At 62.3% G+C, this 17,690-nt stretch carries 17 protein-coding genes; 6 read left to right on the top strand and 11 right to left on the bottom strand.

The genetic code is table 11. The annotated features are described in order from the left end of the window. Positions 1 to 26: 26 nt before the first annotated feature. Both HDEN_RS13650 and HDEN_RS13645 read right to left on the bottom strand, forming a co-directional pair. A complete protein-coding gene (locus tag HDEN_RS13650) occupies positions 27 to 452 on the bottom strand; it encodes a hypothetical protein (protein ID WP_013216716.1) in 426 nt (141 codons plus the stop codon). Positions 453 to 763: 311 nt separating this feature from the next. Continuing rightward, positions 764 to 3,193 carry an adenosylcobalamin-dependent ribonucleoside-diphosphate reductase gene (locus HDEN_RS13645; RefSeq protein WP_013216715.1) on the bottom strand — a complete coding sequence of 810 codons (2,430 nt, stop codon included), beginning with the start codon at positions 3,191 to 3,193 and terminating at the stop codon, positions 764 to 766. 244 nt (positions 3,194 to 3,437) lie between these two features. Between HDEN_RS13645 and HDEN_RS13640 the strand changes: the two genes are divergently transcribed. Next, on the top strand, positions 3,438 to 3,758 hold the full coding sequence (locus tag HDEN_RS13640) for a DMT family transporter (protein WP_013216714.1): 321 nt from the start codon (positions 3,438 to 3,440) through the stop codon (positions 3,756 to 3,758). Positions 3,759 to 3,783: 25 nt separating this feature from the next. Here HDEN_RS13640 and HDEN_RS13635 read toward each other — a convergent pair whose 3' ends face one another. The 4 genes from HDEN_RS13635 to ftsE all read right to left on the bottom strand — a co-directional run bounded on the left by HDEN_RS13635 (position 3,784) and on the right by ftsE (position 7,132). Next, the gene (locus tag HDEN_RS13635; RefSeq protein ID WP_013216713.1) at positions 3,784 to 4,581 is read right to left on the bottom strand and encodes a lysophospholipid acyltransferase family protein; all 798 of its coding nucleotides are present in this window, start codon (positions 4,579 to 4,581) and stop codon (positions 3,784 to 3,786) included. Then, on the bottom strand, positions 4,574 to 5,218 hold the full coding sequence (locus tag HDEN_RS13630) for a YdcF family protein (protein ID WP_013216712.1): 645 nt from the start codon (positions 5,216 to 5,218) through the stop codon (positions 4,574 to 4,576). The genes HDEN_RS13635 and HDEN_RS13630 overlap by 8 nt, the downstream gene beginning before the upstream one ends. 155 nt (positions 5,219 to 5,373) lie before the next feature. Then, the gene (locus HDEN_RS13625; RefSeq protein WP_013216711.1) at positions 5,374 to 6,492 is read right to left on the bottom strand and encodes a cell division protein FtsX; all 1,119 of its coding nucleotides are present in this window, start codon (positions 6,490 to 6,492) and stop codon (positions 5,374 to 5,376) included. After that, positions 6,476 to 7,132: a cell division ATP-binding protein FtsE gene (ftsE, locus tag HDEN_RS13620; protein ID WP_013216710.1), complete on the bottom strand. Its 657-nt coding sequence runs from the start codon at positions 7,130 to 7,132 to the stop codon at positions 6,476 to 6,478. The genes HDEN_RS13625 and ftsE overlap by 17 nt, the downstream gene beginning before the upstream one ends. Before the next feature lie 167 nt (positions 7,133 to 7,299). On the opposite strand from ftsE, the gene hpt reads away from it, so the two are divergent. Together hpt and HDEN_RS13610 are read left to right on the top strand one after the other, a co-directional pair. After that, positions 7,300 to 7,842, top strand: a complete 543-nt coding sequence (hpt, locus tag HDEN_RS13615; protein ID WP_013216709.1) for a hypoxanthine phosphoribosyltransferase — start codon at positions 7,300 to 7,302, stop codon at positions 7,840 to 7,842. Positions 7,843 to 7,879: 37 nt separating this feature from the next. Next, positions 7,880 to 8,242: a response regulator gene (locus HDEN_RS13610; RefSeq protein WP_013216708.1), complete on the top strand. Its 363-nt coding sequence runs from the start codon at positions 7,880 to 7,882 to the stop codon at positions 8,240 to 8,242. Positions 8,243 to 8,261: 19 nt separating this feature from the next. On the opposite strand, the gene moaA is transcribed toward HDEN_RS13610, so the two are convergent. The 3 genes from moaA to mobA form a co-directional block, all read right to left on the bottom strand. Further along, positions 8,262 to 9,311 (bottom strand): GTP 3',8-cyclase MoaA, encoded by a 1,050-nt coding sequence (gene moaA / locus HDEN_RS13605; RefSeq protein WP_013216707.1) that lies wholly within the window; start codon positions 9,309 to 9,311, stop codon positions 8,262 to 8,264. Positions 9,312 to 9,383: 72 nt separating this feature from the next. Beyond that, positions 9,384 to 9,938, bottom strand: coding sequence for a molybdopterin-guanine dinucleotide biosynthesis protein B (gene mobB / locus HDEN_RS13600; protein WP_013216706.1), 555 nt, complete (start codon positions 9,936 to 9,938; stop codon positions 9,384 to 9,386). Between the two features lie 23 nt (positions 9,939 to 9,961). Further along, positions 9,962 to 10,585 carry a molybdenum cofactor guanylyltransferase MobA gene (gene mobA, locus HDEN_RS13595; RefSeq protein WP_013216705.1) on the bottom strand — a complete coding sequence of 208 codons (624 nt, stop codon included), beginning with the start codon at positions 10,583 to 10,585 and terminating at the stop codon, positions 9,962 to 9,964. A gap of 167 nt (positions 10,586 to 10,752) precedes the next feature. Here mobA and HDEN_RS13590 point away from each other — a divergent pair, with 167 nt between their 5' ends. Beyond that, the gene (locus tag HDEN_RS13590; RefSeq protein ID WP_013216704.1) at positions 10,753 to 12,291 is read left to right on the top strand and encodes a P-loop NTPase; all 1,539 of its coding nucleotides are present in this window, start codon (positions 10,753 to 10,755) and stop codon (positions 12,289 to 12,291) included. A gap of 9 nt (positions 12,292 to 12,300) precedes the next feature. Here HDEN_RS13590 and HDEN_RS13585 read toward each other — a convergent pair whose 3' ends face one another. Then, positions 12,301 to 13,170, bottom strand: coding sequence for a c-type cytochrome (locus HDEN_RS13585; RefSeq protein ID WP_245256646.1), 870 nt, complete (start codon positions 13,168 to 13,170; stop codon positions 12,301 to 12,303). Between the two features lie 292 nt (positions 13,171 to 13,462). Next, a complete protein-coding gene (locus HDEN_RS13580; RefSeq protein ID WP_013216702.1) occupies positions 13,463 to 15,409 on the bottom strand; it encodes an acyl CoA:acetate/3-ketoacid CoA transferase in 1,947 nt (648 codons plus the stop codon). Between the two features lie 272 nt (positions 15,410 to 15,681). Between HDEN_RS13580 and HDEN_RS13575 the strand changes: the two genes are divergently transcribed. Next, positions 15,682 to 17,127, top strand: coding sequence for a DHA2 family efflux MFS transporter permease subunit (locus HDEN_RS13575; RefSeq protein ID WP_013216701.1), 1,446 nt, complete (start codon positions 15,682 to 15,684; stop codon positions 17,125 to 17,127). Positions 17,128 to 17,162: 35 nt separating this feature from the next. Next, positions 17,163 to 17,585 carry a DUF1801 domain-containing protein gene (locus HDEN_RS13570; RefSeq protein ID WP_013216700.1) on the top strand — a complete coding sequence of 141 codons (423 nt, stop codon included), beginning with the start codon at positions 17,163 to 17,165 and terminating at the stop codon, positions 17,583 to 17,585. The last annotated feature ends 105 nt before the right edge of the window (positions 17,586 to 17,690 follow it).

Raw genomic sequence — 17,690 nt, 5'->3', positions numbered from 1 at the left:
TTTTTGTGTGAGCGACTCGGCGTGATTTACGCCGAGCGCGGACCCGCCGAGAATTGCGCCGTGATCAGATCTTCTTCGACGGCAAGCGCTTCCTGCTCCGATGCTGCGAGCAGATGGACATGCACTTCGTCCGCGCCGAGAGCTGACGCGTGCTGGCGGATTTCCGCAAGGTTCAAGGTGGCGTTCTGATTGCGCAGGCGGCCGATCGCAAGCACGGTGCGGGCAGCTTTATTCGTGCGGCGCACGAGGATGTAATTCGCATCCTCGATCGCCGGGCAATCGAAAAGACTGTAGACGGTGTGCACGTAGCGCTTGCCCGAAGCGCCGGTCCAGAAATGGAAGCGCGGCGGATTTTCCGAAACCAACGGCGCCGTATCCACGAACGGCTGACTGGCTTCTTTGCTGGTGCGACGCGTACGGACGTCGGCAAGCCAGATGATCTCGGCACTCATAACGCACACCCCTGATCGGCGAACTCTCGCCGTAGATTTCCTTGCGCCTGTGATACCCCGCTGGGATGTGAGGAATCGTGAACTTTGGATCGAAAATTTGACCGGCTGGCCCGAGCCGAGCGCGCGTGGTCAATGAAGTGTTGAGAACCTCGCGAATTGCGCACACTCCAGCTGAGCATTGGCGACAAGCGAGCGAGCAAATATCAACATTTGCTAACGGACGGATTTTCGCGGCGGCAATAATGCGGCGATCCAGCGGCGGAGGAGGGATCAAGCCGCCGCGCGCTGCCGCAATCCGTTAACGGACGAAATCATCCGCAATGCGAGTAGGAGCAGACGGCGCAGGTCCAGCACCCCTCGATCCGGCGGAGCGCTCGCTCTCCGCACTTCGGGCAAGCGCGGGCGCCGGGGATTGGCGCGGAATGCGGGCGATCGTCCTCCCGCGACGCGTCTGCATGAGGCGCACCGCGATCTTCCGCTGATCCTCGCGCAAGGGCCACCGGTCGCCTCTGGGTGCCGTGATCGTCGACGCCATCGACCTCGTCCCGATTGAGAAAGCCGATGCGGAGCATATGCTCTTCGATCACGTCACCGATGGCGGCAAGCAGGCTCGGAACGTAACGTCCGCCCATCCAGCGTCCGCCCTCGGGGTCGAAAACCGCCTTTAACTCTTCGGCAACGAATGCGACGTCGCCGCCGCGGCGGAACACGGCACTGATCATCCGTGTCAGCGCCACGGTCCATGCATAATGCTCGAGGTTCTTGGTATTGATGAACACCTCGAACGGCCGCCTGCGCCCGTCGCGCACGATGTCGTTAATCGTGACGTAGAGCGCGTGCGCGCTCGCGGGCCACTTGATCTTATAGGTGACGCCTTCGAGGGCGGCATCGCGCTCGAGCGGCTTCGTCATGTAGACGACGCCTGGGGTCGTCGTATCCTCCATCGGAACGCTGACACCTGCGGGCTTCCCGGACGCGGGCGTCGCGAGCTTGCCTGACTTATCCGCGTCACCGTTCGCTGGCGCTTCACGCGACAGCACGGACCCCGTGATCGCATTCGGGCGATACGTGGTGCAGCCTTTGAGGCCCGAGTCGTAAGCCTCGATATAGATGTCGCGGAAGCTCTCGAAACTGATGTCTTCCGGGCAATTGATCGTCTTCGAGATCGCGCTGTCGACGTAGGGCTGAAGCGTCGCCTGCATCGCGACGTGCTCCGATGGCGTCAGCGTCTCCGCTGTTACGAAGGCCTCGGGAAGAACCGCATCGTCGCCGAATGCATCGCGGAACGCGCGGTGCGCAAAATCCTCGACGGTCTCTTCCTCTGCGCCTCCGCCATCGCTCAGAACGCGCCTGCGGAAAACGAAGTCGAACACCGGCTCGATACCACTCGACACGTTGCCCGCGAGCAGTGAGATCGTGCCTGTCGGCGCGATCGATGTCAGACAGCCATTGCGCAACCCGTTGGCTGCGATCGCCTCGCGCACGTCATCGTCCAGCCGCGTGATGTTCGGCCGCGTCAGCACCACGTTCGCATCGTAGAGTGGGAACGCGCCCTTTTCCGCGGCGAGCGCCGCGCTCGCGCGGTAAGCGGCATTCTGGATGATCGCCATCCATCGCGCCGCCTGTTCGCGCGCCGCCGCGCTGCCGTAGGGCAGGCCGAGGAAGATCAGAGCGTCGGCCAAGCCCGTCACGCCGAGGCCGATGCGCCGCTTCGCCCGCGCCTCCTGCGCTTGCTGCGGCACCGGATAGCGCGAAATATCGATGACATTGTCGAGAAAGCGAACCGCCGTCGCAACCCGCGCTTCGAGTTTCGCGATATCGACATGCGCCGTCGCGGTGAAAGGCTCTTCAACGAGACGCGCGAGATTGATCGAGCCGAGCAGGCACGCGCCATAAGGCGGTAGCGGCTGCTCCCCGCACGGGTTCGTCGCCGAAATCGTCTCGCAGTATTGCAGGTTGTTGGCGGCGTTGATGCGATCGATGAAGATCACACCCGGTTCGGCATAGTCGAACGTCGCGCGCATGATCTGATCCCACAACGCGCGCGCGGGAATTGTCTTGTAGACCTTGCCGGAAAAAATCAGGTCCCAGGGCGCGTCGCGGCGCACGGCATCCATGAACGCGTCTGTGACGAGCACCGACAGATTGAAATTGCGCAGCCGCTGCGAGTCCGCCTTCGCCGCGATGAACGCTTCGATATCGGGATGATCGCACCGGAGCGTCGCCATCATCGCGCCGCGCCGCTGTCCCGCCGACATGATCGTCCGGCACATCGCGTCCCAGACATCCATGAAGCTGACGGGACCTGAGGCATCCGCGCCGATGCTCTTGACCGGCGCGCCGCGCGGCCGAAGCGTCGAGAAATCGTGTCCGATGCCGCCGCCCGACTGCATCGTGAGCGCAGCTTCCTTCACGCTCTCGAAAATGCTCGACAGATCGTCCGCGATTTCGCCGAGCACGAAGCAGTTGAACAGCGTCACGTTCCGGTCCGTGCCCGCGCCGGCCAAAATGCGCCCCGCAGGCTGAAAGCCGAAGTCCGCCATCGCCTCGTAGAATGTGCCGGCCCATTTCTGCTGCTGACGTTTGCCGCCCTTCTCCGCCGACGCGGCCGCCAGAGCCACCCGCCGGAACGTGTCTTCGAGCGTCTGATCCGCCGCCACGCTCGGCGAGCCGCCAAAGCGATACTTGCGCCGCCAAATGGCGTTCGAGATCGCGGGCAAATCTGAAAAAATCGCGCTCATGGGGTGACCCCAGATATGGGAACGGGAGCTTACTTTTTCAATTTCATGTTCATGATATGTTCTTAGCTCGCCCGAGTCAACGTTTTCTGCCGATCACGACGCATTTCCCTGCGAACTAACGCCCGAAAAACTCCGAAACCTTTGAAACCCTCCCGAAGCAGGCTATCTGACGTCCAGGGAGGACGACCTCCCGATTTTCCACATCAGCGACCGGGACGACCCGGCTCTCAAAAGGAGGCCGGTCATGGCTTGGCTTTTGCTCATTTCCGCAGGACTGCTCGAAACGGTTTGGGCGTTCTACATGAAGAAGTCGGACGGCTTTACGCTCCTATGGCCGACGGTCATCACCGGCGTCACGATGCTCGCGAGCTTCGCGCTGCTGTCGGTGTCGATGAAAACCCTGCCGCTGAGCAGCGCCTATGTCGTCTGGACGGGCATCGGCTCGGTCGGCGCGTTCATTCTGGGCGTGATGGTGCTCGGCGAGGAAGCGACCGCGATGCGCGTTCTCTCCGCCGTGCTTATCGTCAGCGGGATCGTCTTGATGAAGGTGTCGAGTTCGGACTGAAGCAGCCCCCAGCCTCCGCGCAATTTCACGCTGACGTGCGCGCAGCCTCGCGCGCCAGAGGCGGCGGTGTCGGCGACATCGCCGCTTCCTTGATCAGCCGCAGGCTCGCGTCTTCGATTGCGGTCTCGATGCGTGAGCGGAATTCAGCGCGCGGTAGCCCAGGCGGCAGCGACGGCAGAAACTCGACGACGATCGTGCCGGGATAGCGCCACAGGCTCCGCCGCGGCCAGAACAAACCCGAGTTCAGCGCCATCGGAACGGTGACGACGTTGAGCGCTTCGTAAAGCGCCACGTAGCCCGGCTTGTAGTCGGGCGGCGCGCCCGGCACCGTGCGTGTGCCTTCCGGAAAAATCACGACTTCGCGCCCGATCCCGACGCGTTGCCTGGCGTCGCGGATCAAGGCCTTCAGCGCTGCCGAAGCTTTCTCGCGTTTGACCAGAATGTGCTCGAACTTGACGCAGAACCAGCCGTAGAACGGGATCCACTTCAGTTCGTCCTTCAGCACGATAGCCGGGTCGCGAAACAGCGAAATGAGCCCGAACGTATCCCATGCCGATTGATGCTTGGCGATGACGAGGCAGCCGCTCTTCGGAAGGTACTGCTGACCGCGCACCTGAAGCTTGGTGCCGCAGATCAGGCCGAGCAGCCACACGCACGTCCGTCCGTGCAACTCGAGGCCCTTCATCGCCCATCGTCTGGGGCCGAGTAGCAGCCAGGAGCCGAGCACGAGGTAGACCGCCGTCACGATGTAGAACACCGCGAAGTAAATCAGCGAGCGAATGACGACGAGAGGGCTTGGCCCCGGCTTTGACATATCAGCCATTGGCGCTCGTCGATCCCACGGTCGCAACGGAACGGTCGCCGCGCCAATTCAGAACGCGCTGTGCCGCGAGGCGCGCGACGGCCGGTAAAAATTTCAGATACTCCGAAACGAGAACGCGCGTCGTGCTCGAGTGCAGCCACCACGCGGTCTCGGGGAAATGGCGCGGCGTGACGGGATAAGGAATGAGCGTCACCTTCGGCATCACGAGTGCGAGTTCGGCGAGGCTCCTCGGCATGTGATAGCGCGAGGTCACGATGATGAGCTTGGTGTAGCCGTTGTTGCGCGCCCAGGTCCGCGTTTCGTCGGCGTTCCCGACCGTGTCGAGCGCCTCATAGCCGAGGTCGACGCAGCAATTGAATGTCTTTGCATCGAGCCCGAGAAGCCGCTGCATCTCTTCGCGCCGGACCTTCCGATTGACGCCGGAGATCAACAGACGCTTGGCCCTGCCTTCATTCATCAGCTTGGCGCCGGCTTCGACGCGAAGATCGCCGCCGGTCAGCACCACGATGCCGTCCGCCTTATCCCAGCCGCCGACATCGTCCCGTGTCACGGTCACGGAGAAAAGCACGAAGCCGAAGACCAGAGCCCCGATCCCAAGCGCCAGCAGCAGAACGATGATTTTCGATAGTGTCTTCATTGTGCAGGGTGCGATTGCGAATGATGCGAAAACCACGTCTACGGCTGAAACGGAACCTCGCGTTTTGAGTCGGTTGCGATGTCCCGGCAAGCCGCATTCTCATTTCGCATTTCGCCGACCGCCGCAAGTCCCCCGGTCATGCACTGCAATGGAAATCAGTGCTTGCCGTTGAGGATGCGGTGAACTCCGACCCGTGACGTTCCCGTGCACAGGCCTGCAATAATAATGACAACAAAGCCGAGGATGAGGTAGCCGAGCGCGTCCAGCGAACCGGTTCCGACGAGCCGTTGCATTTCGACGGCGCCGACCGGCCCGCCCCCGAGCAATTCCGTCAGCCAGGGCATGCACATAAAGACGATCATCGCGCACGTCGCGCCGACGATGCCCGCCTTGATCCCAAGCCGCAGAAAATGCTTTTCGAATTCCCGGGATATGAATTTGTCGGTCGCGCCGACGAAATGCAGCACTTCGACGATTTCGCGGTTCGACGCCATGGCGCTGCGCGTCGCCGATACGATGATGGCCGTCGTCGCGGCCGCAACGAGCGCCAGAATTGCGAGGCCGCCCAATGCGAGAGAACGGGTCACGGCACGGATCTGCTGCTGCCATCGGCGATGGTCGTCAAGCGACACGCCTTTGAAATCGCGAGTGAGCGCCTGTCCGACTTCGGCGAGATCCGGCGGCTGATTTCGGTCCACCTCCACCGCGATCAGGCGTGGAACGGGAAGCGATTTGAGCGCATCGCCCGAGCCGAGCCAGGGCTGCAGCAGGTCGGCGGAATCAGCCAGGTCGAGAGCCCGGACGTTCGCGATGCCCCTCTGCTTTTGCAGGTAGCTCACCACGTCGGCGACCGCCTTGTCCGTATCGCCGTTTTCCTGCGGCGTGACCTGAACCGTCACCTCGCTCGCGATGTCATTGAGCCAGGCGTCGGAGGATTCCTTGATCATCCAGACGGCGCCCGCCGTCAGGCACGCGAGAAAGCACATGATGGCGATGACGAGCGTTAGCGAGCGGCCGGTGACCGAGCCGGGCGGAACGACCGGCGCCATCACCTTCATCTTGCGTCCGCGATCGCTGCCGCGCGTCGGAACGTAAAGGTCGCCCGCCGGCTCCGGCGCGGGGGGAACATTGGGTCCGGCAGGTCCTTGACGCGCGTAGAGCGGCGGCTCCGTCGACGGAACCATTGTCGTCGGCTCGTCGTAAGGATCGTAGCTGCCCGGCATCGGCATGGCGGGCTCAGCGCGTCCGGGAAAGCGGCTAGATGATCCGGACATGGCCCCTGTGCACCTCAATGCGCGGCGCTTTGAACTGCCGCATGAGTTGATGATCGTGCGTCGCGATGACGACGGAAGTGCCAAGCCTGTTCAATTCCACGAACAGGCGTAGCAGCCGCCGTGCCATCTGGGGATCGACGTTGCCGGTCGGTTCATCCGCAAGCAGCACTTCTGGCTTGCCGATGACCGCCCTGGCGATGGCCGCGCGCTGCTTTTCCCCACCCGACAGCACCGACGGGTTAGCATACATCCGATCGCCAAGACCCACCCACTGCAAAAGGTCGGTGACGTCTTCGCGGTAGTCGGCTGGCTTTTTGCCGAGCACCTGTAGCGGCAACGCGACGTTTTCCCAGACGGTCAGGTGTTCGAGCAGCCGGAAGTCCTGGAAGACGATGCCGATGCGGCGGCGCATCTGCGCGCGCATCTGCGGCTTTACAGCGGTTATGTCTTCATTGAACATGCGAATTTCGCCGCGACTGGGGTGCAGCGACATGAACATCAACCTGAGCAGCGAGGTCTTACCGGCTCCCGATTCGCCATGCAGAAAGTGAAACGAGCCGGGCCGAAGATGAAACGTGACATCGGTCAAAACGTCCGGGCCGCTGTCGTATTTCAATCCGACGTTCGTCAAGCGAATCACGGGGTTTAACCTTGGCAGGAAAAGATTGCGTCACGTGTTTGAAGCTCAGCCGCGTATAGACACGTCAAAGCCGAACCGATCAATCGATTACGATTGTGGCGCAGTCGTGTACACAGGAAGCTGGCAGCCTCCCGCACGGTGCACCGCGGGATTAAGCAGGATCTAACATGTCGAATACGGATGTCGGACATTCCATTGAAACGATTTTTTCCGCTGGAGAAATCCTCAGCAGGCTGCAGGTGCTCGCGCAGGAAATTGCCGCAAAACGGCCTGAAAATCTGCTCGTAGTTCCGATACTCAAGGGCAGCTTCGTTTTCGCCGCCGATTTGCTGCGGGCGCTTCATGCTGCGGGAATTGCCCCTGAAGTCGATTTTCTAACACTGTCCAGCTACCGGAAGAGCCGGTCGTCGTCCGGGCAAGTCTCCATTCTTCGCGACCTCGATCTCGACGTGCAGCAGCGTCATGTGATCCTGATCGACGATGTCCTCGATTCCGGCCGCACCCTGGCCTTCGCAAAGGATCTGATTTCGGCGCGCGGCGCGGCGAAGATCGAAACCTGCGTGTTGCTCGACAAGCGGGCCGCACGCGCCGTCTCGATCGAGCCCGACTATTGCGCGTTCACCTGCCCCGACGTGTTTGTCGTCGGCTACGGCATGGATGTGGGGCATCGCTATAGAGAACTGCCGTTCGTCGGACGGCTTGTCGACTGAGTGAACGGACCTTCGGGTCACGCGTATGAGGTGTGAGATGGCGACGATCCTGCTTGCAGATGATGACGCCGCCGTGCGCGACCTGGTCCGCCGCGCCTTGAGCGCCGAGGGCCACACCGTGCACGTCACTCAGGATGGATTGGAAGCACTGGAGTTCTTCAACGCGAACGGCGGTCCTATCGATCTGCTGGTGACGGACGTCGACATGCCTCAGCTCGACGGCATCTCGCTCGCGGAAAAGGCTCTAACGGCGCAGAGCAATCTTGCTGTTGTTCTGATGTCCGGGTTTTCCGATCAGCTCGAGCGCGCAGCCGGTTTGCGTGCCCGCCGTCTGCTGTCGATCGCCAAGCCTTTCACGCTGGATCAGATCAAGCAGGTCGTGCGCACCGTGCTCGCCTAGCGAGACCGAACCGCCGATATCAACCGCCCGTAACGCTCATATGGCGCGCAAGCGACGGCGTTTTCGTGCGCCGGTCGATGATGAAATCATGGCCCTTGGGCTTTCTCGCGATCGCTTCGGTGATCGCAGCGTCGAGCAGAGCCGGATCTTCCGAGGCGCGCAGCGGCGCACGGAGATCCGCGGCATCGTTCTGGCCGAGGCACATATAGAGCGTGCCCGTGCAGGTGAGGCGCACGCGATTGCAACTTTCGCAAAAATTATGCGTCAGCGGCGTAATGAACCCGAGCCGTCCGCCGGTCTCCTCAACCTTGACGTAGCGCGCCGGGCCTCCCGTGCGATAGGGGCTCTCTTGCAGCGTGAAGTGATCCATCAGCCGCGCTCGGACGACCGATAGCGGCAGATATTGCGCCGTCCGGTCCTCGCCGATGTCGCCGAGCGGCATCGTTTCGATCAGCGTGATGTCCGCGCCGCGCCCGTGCGCGAAACGGACGAGATCGGGAATCTCGTCCTCGTTGACGCCCTTCAGCGCCACGGCGTTGATCTTGATCTTGATCCCGGCCTTCTCAGCCGCATCGAGACCGCGCATCACCGTCGCGAGATTGCCCCAACGCGTGATGGCCTTGAACTTGTCGGGATCGATTGTGTCGATCGACACGTTGATCCGCTCGACGCCTGCAGCCTTGAGTTCGCCCGCATACTTCTCGAGCTGGCTGCCGTTCGTCGTCAGCGTCAATTCTTTGAGGTCGCCGCTTTCGAGATGGCGGCCGAGCGCCTCGAACAGCCACATGATATTCTTGCGAACCAGCGGCTCGCCGCCGGTGATCCGAAGCTTCTTCACACCGCGCCGCACAAAAGCGCTGCAAAGCACATCGAGTTCTTCCAGCGACAGGAGGTCGCGTTTCGGAAGAAACGTCATATGCTCCGACATGCAGTACACGCAGCGAAAGTCACATCTATCGGTAACCGATACACGCAGATATTCGATCTCGCGCCCAAACGGGTCCACGAGTTGTGCCCCCTGCGGGGCCAGCGGATCGGAAATCGCTGCCTGTGCCAAGCCTGCTGCCATTCTTTCAATATCGGAGGTTGCGTGTCCTGCCGCAAGGGTATGCCGGGACGCAGGGTCGCCAGGTTCCAGGTGTCAGGCTCGCTGGCGCATATGCTCGTTGAGACCCAGTTTTTTCTCGATGAGTCCGGCGATGCCGGCAATGTCATCGAGGTTAAAAACGGGTTTCCCTTGCCCGTCGACTTCGTAGTCGGACGCGATGGCGAGAACGAGTGCGTCGGACGCCGCAAGCAGCTTCTCCGGCGCGACGGCCGCTCGCCGCACTTCGATCTTCGGAATGGCGGCCGACTTGTAGCCTTCAACCAGAATGACATCGGCGGGCTTCAGCCTTGCGGCTACGGCTTCGAGCGCCGGCTCTCCGGCGGCTTCGATCTCCTCGATGATCGCGACGCGCGAGCCGGAAACGATCGCCGTCTCCGCCGCTCCGGCAGCGCGATGCCGCTGCGTGTCGCTTCCCGGCGCATCGATGTCGAACTTGTGATGCGTATGCTTGATCGTCGCCACGCGCAGGCCCTTGCCCGCAAAGTGCCGCGCCAGCTTTTCGATCAAGGTCGTCTTGCCGGAGTTCGACCAGCCGGCGACTCCGAAGAGCGGCAGCGCAGGAGATGCGGACTGAAAATGTGAAGCCATGCGTGTTTCCTGCTCCGTCATTTTTATGCTCTGCCGGCGAACGCGCGTGCAGCGGCGAGATCATCCGGTGTGTTGACGTTGAGAAATGGGTCCAACGCCATGCCGTCAATGTCGCGCATCGCGAACGGCACCGCAACCGCGTTCAGCTGTTTTGTCAGCGCGTTGACGCTGAGCCGACGTTGTTGCAGTGCATCAGCGATCGCAGCCCTCGAATTCACCGGCCAAATTGCGATCGTCGGATGACGCTGATCCGCCGACGTCGCAACTGCGATGCCGCCGTTCCGCCCGGCATCAAGCCGCTGAACGAGGTCGAGCGGCAGGAACGGCACGTCCGTCGAAACCGTCGCGAGCGCCGTGCAATCGTGCGCATGCTGACTTTGCCAATCGAGCGCCGCGAGCAGTCCGCTGAGCGGTCCAAGCTCGGCATTTTCCTGGTCGGCGATGGTTGGGAGATCGAAACGCGCAAAGCGCTGCGGATCGCCGTTGATGCTGAGGAGAAGCCGTCCGACCTGCGGACGAAAACGCGCGATGACGTGATCCAGCACGCTCTTGCCGCCAAGCTCGGCGAAGCCCTTATCGCCGCCGCCGAAGCGGCGCGACTTCCCGCCTGCGAGGATCACTCCGAGAATGCGATCGCGTTGCGTCATGGACGACGCTTTAGCATTCCTCCCGCGCCTCGCAAGTTGCGCGGCGGCAAATGGCCCCGCCCATTGGCCGCGTGCGTGTCGCTTCCATCCTCTCCCGCATCGATTTATACCGGTTCCAAACAGGACCGCTTCGCGCTGCGTTTCGCCGCGCCCAGGAGACTCCCCACATGGCGATTGAAAAAGCCGAGGTGCTGACAGCACTTCGCCGGGTGAAAGGCCCCGACCTGACCAGCAACATCGTCGATCTCGGCCTCGTCTCCGAAATCCTGATCAAGGACAATCGCGCCTATTTTTCGATTACCGTTCCGGCAGCGCGTGCCCACGAATTGGAGCAGTTGCGCCTCGCGGCCGAGGCAGTCGTCGCCGAACTCAAGGGCATTCAGGGCGTCACCGCCGTTCTGACCGCAGAGGCGACCGAAGGCTCGCCGGCGCCGAAGCGGACGGTTCTGCCGATTGGCCGTGCTGAGCACCCGCGCGTGCAGGCGGCGCGGGCCAAGGGCGCCACCGGAGACGGTTCGGGACCGCGCCAGGCAGCCGCCGCAGCGGCGGCCGGTCAGGGCGTCAAGGCGCAGGCTGTCCCCGGCGTTAAGCAGATCATCGCGGTCGCCTCGGGCAAGGGCGGCGTCGGTAAATCGACGATCGCCGTCAACCTCGCGCTCGGGCTGCAAGCGATCGGCTTGAAGGTCGGCATCATCGACGCCGACATCTACGGCCCGTCGCAGCCGCGTCTGCTCGGCGTTTCCGGCAAGCCGCAGATCGCGCACGACAAGGTCATCAAGCCGCTCGAAGGCTGGGGCGTCAAAGTCATGTCGATGGGCTTCCTCGTCGACGAAGACACGCCGGTCGTCTGGCGCGGTCCGATGGTCGTCTCCGCATTGAGCCAGATGCTGCGCGAAACCGAGTGGGGCGGCGAAGGAGGCGAGCTCGACGCGTTGATCATCGACATGCCGCCCGGCACCGGCGACATCCAGTTGTCGATTTCGCAAGGCGTGCCGCTATCGGGTGCGGTCATCGTCTCGACGCCGCAGGACCTGGCGCTGATCGATGCCCGCAAAGGCATCGCGATGTTCAAGCGCGTTGAAGTCCCGATCCTCGGCATCGTCGAGAACATGAGCTACTTCCTCTGCCCGAAATGCGGCGAACGCTCGGATATTTTCGGACACGGCGGCGCGCGCGACGAAGCGCGGAAGCTCGGCGTGCCGTTCCTTGGCGAAGTGCCGCTGCGCATGGAAATCCGCGAGGCGTCGGACGCCGGCAAGCCGGTTACGGTCGCCGAGCCCGAGAGCAAATACGCGCAGCTCTTCCGCGATATCGCCGGTCAGGTCTGGAGCGAAGTCGAGCGCGCCAAGGGAACGCTCACACCGCCGCCGCATCTCGAAATCGCAGACGGCGGAAAAATGCTGAAGGCGGCGTTCCCCGACGGCCGCACCTTCGAGCTATCGGCGGAATTCTTGCGTGTCGTTAGCCCATCGGCCGAAGTGCAGGGCCATTCGCCGTCGCAGCGCATCACCGTGCCGAAAAAGAAGCACGTCAAGATCACGGGGTTGACGCCGGTTGGCAACTACGCCGTCCGTATTGCCTTCGACGATGGTCATAACTCCGGGCTCTACACCTGGGGCTATCTGCATCTGCTCGGCCGCGAGAAAGACGAGCGCTGGGGCAAATACCTTGAGGAACTCGCCGCCAAAGGCATGACGCGCGAGTAGCTGCCGAAATCAGCGGCGCGCCTTGTCTTTGAGTGCCGCAACGGCAGCTTTGATCGGCGCGAACGGCCCGAGCTTGTGCTGCTCGATAGAAAAGCCGTCGGCATAAGGCCCGTAGGGCGCGTCGACCGGCTTTTCCAGTTTGTCCGGATAATCGCGACTGAGGTCCGGCAGTTTCGGTCGCGGTTGCGCGTTCATGTACGCGGCAACGTCCCAGGCATCGCTGGGCGAAAGCGCCGGTTCATTCCATGTCGTACCGGCGGGCATGTTGCTGTGAACGAAATTCGCCGACTCGATCAGACGGTGCATGCCCGCGCCGTCGTTGAAACTGTCGGCGCCCCAGAGCGGCGGAAACATATAGCCCTTGGCGTCCCCGGCTTTGCCGTTGCGCTGGCCTTCGCCGTTGTTGCCATGACAGGCCGCGCACGTCGTGGCGTAGACTTTCTTTCCCTTGTCGGGGTCCGCCGCACGATCCAGTTCCGGCATTTGCCCGCTGCCACGTCCGTCGATAGCGACTCCGGCGGGATGGCCGGTCGAGAGAAATTTCAGATACGCGACGAGCGCCGTCATCTCCGGCCCATCAGGCGGCAGCGGCTTGCCGTTCATACTGCGCTCCATGCAGTTTTGAACGCGCTCTTCGATCGTTTCGACGCGCCCGATCCGCGCCGCATACGCCGGAAAATTCGCGTAGACGCCGACGAGCGGGAGCGCGAACTTTTGCGTCCCGGCGCTGATATGGCAGCTCTGGCAATCGAGGTTGTTGCCCGCGAAGCGCTTCTCAGCGTCCGCGACTTCCGGACCGATCAGCGACGAGGTCTTGCTGACGAGATCGCGGCCGTACCGAACCAGTTTTCCCGAGGCGTCGTCAGGTAGCTTGTCCATGTCGGGAACGGTCCACGCCGGGGGCGACGGAGTAGCGGCGCCGTCGGCATCGCACGTCCCGGGTATCGTAAGCGCCAAGACGGCAACCGCAGCGCTCAGTAACATCAAGGTGTTTGTTTTTGGACAGATCATGGAGCGACCCCCGCTGAACGGAGCAGCAAGATACAGGAGCCGATCGCTTATGTAAGCGGGGATCCCGTTCTTGGTTTGCCGTTCATGCGCCGCCAAAGCTTCGATTTGATGCGAAGTATTCGCGCTTTGGTGAACGACGAAGCGGCGGCGCGTCGCTGACTTATTCCGCCGCCGTCGCTTCTTCGAGAGAAGCCGCCGCTTCCTTGGCGCTTTCATAGACGCGTGTCTGCAACCCGCGCCGCCGCAGAGCATCCTGCAGCTTCTGCCGGGTCAGCGCGCTCGTCGCATAGCGTGCCGTTCGCGCGTAATAGGCTTTCGACAGTTGCGCGACCATGTTCGCGTAATCGTCGTAGAGGTCCTCGGCGATCCGGCAGCTGTCCTGATTGATCAGTGTGTTGACGCGCTTGCCAGCCTTTTCGCACGCACTAGAGATTGCCTTCTGCAGATCGGTAATGTCGCTCTTCTTGCGCACGCTCCACGCGCTGAGGTCGACGGAAAGAACGTTGCGCTCAGCGTCGTAGGAAATGCGCTCTCCGAGTTTCTGATTGAGAAGATCGGAAAGCAGATCCATCGGCCCGTCGCGGAAGATCGCGGGATTCATCGGGATCGGATTGTGAATGTGCGGCTTGAACGCCATGTGCGGAAGAATATCGCGCTCGATGTCGATGCCCGGCGCGACTTCGATCAATTCGAGCCCGTGGTCGGTCAGCTGGAACACGCAGCGTTCCGTCACGTAGATCACCGGCTGCGATTTCTGCGCCGCATATTTGCCCGAGAACGTCACCTGCTCGACCTGATTGACGAACTTGCGGGCGCGGCCCTCTTTGACGATCCGCAGCTTGCCGTCTTCGATCGCGATCTCGAGGCCGCCCGCCGTGAACGTGCCCGCGAACACGACCGCGCGCGCGTTCTGCGAAATGTCGATGAAGCCGCCGCAGCCGTTCAGACGTCCGCCGAACTTGCTGGTGTTGACGTTGCCCATGCTGTCGCATTCCGCCATGCCGAGGCAGGTCAGGTCGAGACCGCCGCCGTGGTAGAAGTCGAACATCTGGTTTTGGTCGAGAATTGAATGCGCGTTGGCCGACGAGCCGAAGCTCGATCCGCCCGCCAGCACGCCGCCGACCGCGCCTGCTTCCGTCGTCATGACGAGATAAGGCGTGACTTTCTCTTCGTTCGCGACGTTTGCAACGCCGTCCGGTGCACCGACGCCGAGATTGATGACGCCATTCGGCGGCAGCTCGAACGACGCGCGCCGCGCGATGATCTTGCGCTCATCGAGGTTCATTGTCGGCAGATTGTCGACCGTCACGCGCACTTCGCCTGCGAGCGAAGGATCGTACATGACGCCGTAGTTCATGCGGTGCAGCTCGGGCGTTTCAGCGACGACGACGCAGTCGACGAGAATGCCGGGAACCTTGACGTCCTTCGGCTTGATCGAGCCATCGGCGACAAGACGCTCGACCTGCGCGATCACGACGCCGCCGTTGTTGTGCGCGGCCATCGCCTGCGCGAGCACGTCGAGCGTCAGCGCTTCCTTCTCCATGCTGAGATTGCCGTTGGGATCGGCGCTCGTCGCGCGGATGAGCGCGACGTTGATCGGCGTGGCCTTGTAGAACAGCCACTCCTTGCCTTCGACCTCGACGAGCCGGACGAGGTCTTCCTTCGTCACCGAGTTCACCTTGCCGCCGCCGAGACGCGGATCGACGTAGGTGTGCAAGCCGACTTTGGTGAAGAGGCCGGGGCTTCCCGATGCGCAGCTCCGGTAGAGTTTGGAAATCACGCCCTGCGGAAGATTGTACCCTTGAATCTTGTCTTCTTGCGCGGCGGCGGCGACCTTCGGCATGCGTCCGAAGTTGGCGGCGATCACGCGCTTCAGCAAACCTTCGTGATGCAGTCGTCCGGTGCCGAGACCTTTGCTGTCGCCCGCGCCCGCGCACATGATCAGCGTCAGGTCGCGCGGCGCGCCCGTTTCGACGAAGCGCCGTTCAAGCGCGGCATGCAGCGATTCTGGAATGCAGCTCTGGACAAAGCCGGTTGTCGCAATGACATCACCCGGGCGGATACGTGCAATGGCTTCATCAGCCGAAACGACTTTGTTGATGCGCATGTTGGCGTTTCCCAGGGTGTTCCCCCGCTCGGCTTCCGCGGACCTTCATCCAGCACAAACCGGGAGGTGTTGTTGCTTTGTTCGTAGTCGGCGGACTTCTGACGAGCCCACGTCAGCGAAATAGCTTTTCTCGGGTGTCGACGCACCACTCAACCGGGTAACGACGGACTATCCGGCAGCATTCCAGCGGTTTTTGCCGCACCCTGGAGCACGGCTGCCATGTCGCCGGAATGCGGGCGCACGGGCGTTTGTAAGCGTGTTAGAGAGCCCCGATGACCGAACTTCTGCGCCGCAACCTTATTCCGCTGATCGTCGCCACGGCGCTGTTCATGGAGAACATGGACGCGACCGTGCTCGCGACCTCGCTGCCCGCTATCGCGAAAGACCTCAGCGTCAATCCCATTAACCTCAAGCTCGCGCTAACGACATACCTGCTGGCGCTCGCCGTTTTCATTCCGGCATCGGGATGGATGGCGGATCGCTTCGGCGCCAAGAACGTCTTCCGAGCTGCGATGGTCGTCTTCGCCATCGGCTCCATCGCCTGCGCGCTCTCGACCGGCCTCGTGACCCTCGTCGCCGCGCGTGTGCTGCAAGGCATGGGCGGCGCCATGATGACACCCGTCGGCCGCCTCATCGTGCTCCGAACAATCCCGCGCGCGGAAATCATCGGCGCGATTGCATGGCTTTCGATTCCGGCGCTCATCGGCCCCGTCGTCGGGCCACCGCTCGGCGGCTTCATCACGACGTATTTCAACTGGCGCTGGATTTTCTGGATCAACATTCCCGTCGCGCTTCTGGGCCTCGTGCTGATCACGCGCTTCATTCCGGACGTACGCGAGGACGCGCCCTCGAGCTTCGATCTGCGCGGCTTCCTGCTGATCGGACCCGGCCTGTCGCTGTTCCTCACCGGCGTCACGCTGATGGGCGTCGGCTTGGCGACGCCGCAAACAATCGGCGTCATCACGTTGCTGGGAGCGGCGCTGCTGGCGGCCTACGTCTGGCACGCGATGCGCGTCTCCGAACCGCTCATCGATCTCAATCTGCTGAAGATCCCGACCTATCGCGCCGGCGTCATCGGAGGCTTTCTGTTCCGTGTGGGGCTCGGGGCCGGACCGTTTCTCCTGCCGCTGCTGTTTCAGGCGGGATTTGGCCTCACCGCGTTTCAATCCGGCATGCTGACGTTCGCGACGGGCATCGGCGCGCTGTTCATGAAAACCCAGGTGGCGACGATCCTCGGGCGCTTCGGTTTTCGTCGCGTGCTGCTCATCAATGCTGTCGTCTCGAGCCTGTTCGCGCTGCTGCCCGCCGTCTTTACGATCGACACGCCGGCGCTGATGATCATTCTGCTGTTTCTCGCCGGGGGATTATCGCGCTCGCTTCAGTTCACGAGCCTCAACACACTCGCTTACGCCGACATCCCGCCCGAGCTTCTGAGCCGCGCGACGAGTTTCGCCGCCGTCTGCCAGAACCTGTCGGGCTCGGTCGGCGTCACCATTGCGGCCATCGGATTGGAACTCGTGCAGAAGGTCGAAGGTGGCAACGCGATCGAAGCTTCGCACTTTCCGCCGGTTTTTCTGCTCATCGCCGCGATCTCGGCGTCGTCGGTTCTGATCTTCATGCGGCTTTCGAAATCGGCCGGCGCCTCGCTGCTGCCTACCGAAGCGATGAAAGCCGCCGAACCCGCCAAGGACGCCGCCCGACTCAGCGAGCCGCTTTAGCTGCGGGATGACCCGCAAAATCACGAGGCGAAGCGATGTCCTCTCAACTCATAGACGCCAAGATCAAGGCGCTGGGCGACTGGCGCGGTGAGATGCTGATCCGAATCCGTAGCCTCATCAAAGAGGCCGATCCTGATGTGATCGAAGGGGTGAAATGGAGAAAGCCGTCCAATCCGGCTGGTGTTCCAGTTTGGGAGCACGACGGCATCATCTGCACGGGCGAGACGTACAAGTCGCTCGTAAAGCTGACATTCGCCAACGGCGCGTCGCTGCAGGATCCCTCGCACTTGTTCAATGCGAGCCTCGAAGGCAGCACAAGGCGCGCCATCGACATCACCGAAGGCGGCAAGATCGACGAAAAAGGATTCAAGGCGCTGATTCGCGCAGCCGTGGCGTTGAACACATCCAAAGCCGCCGTCCGTGCATCTCGCCCACGGACGAAACCAAAGAGCTCCTAAGCTCGCTCGCGAGTCAGTCCGGCGCTCCTTAGATCGCAGACAGCACGAAAGCCGCGATCAGAAGACCCTGATCGCGGCGCCTGTCACTGGTACGAAGAAAGTCGA

The organism is Hyphomicrobium denitrificans ATCC 51888, assembly GCF_000143145.1.
Lineage (GTDB): Bacteria > Pseudomonadota > Alphaproteobacteria > Rhizobiales > Hyphomicrobiaceae > Hyphomicrobium_B > Hyphomicrobium_B denitrificans.
This window is presented reverse-complemented; position numbering and strand designations above follow the sequence as displayed.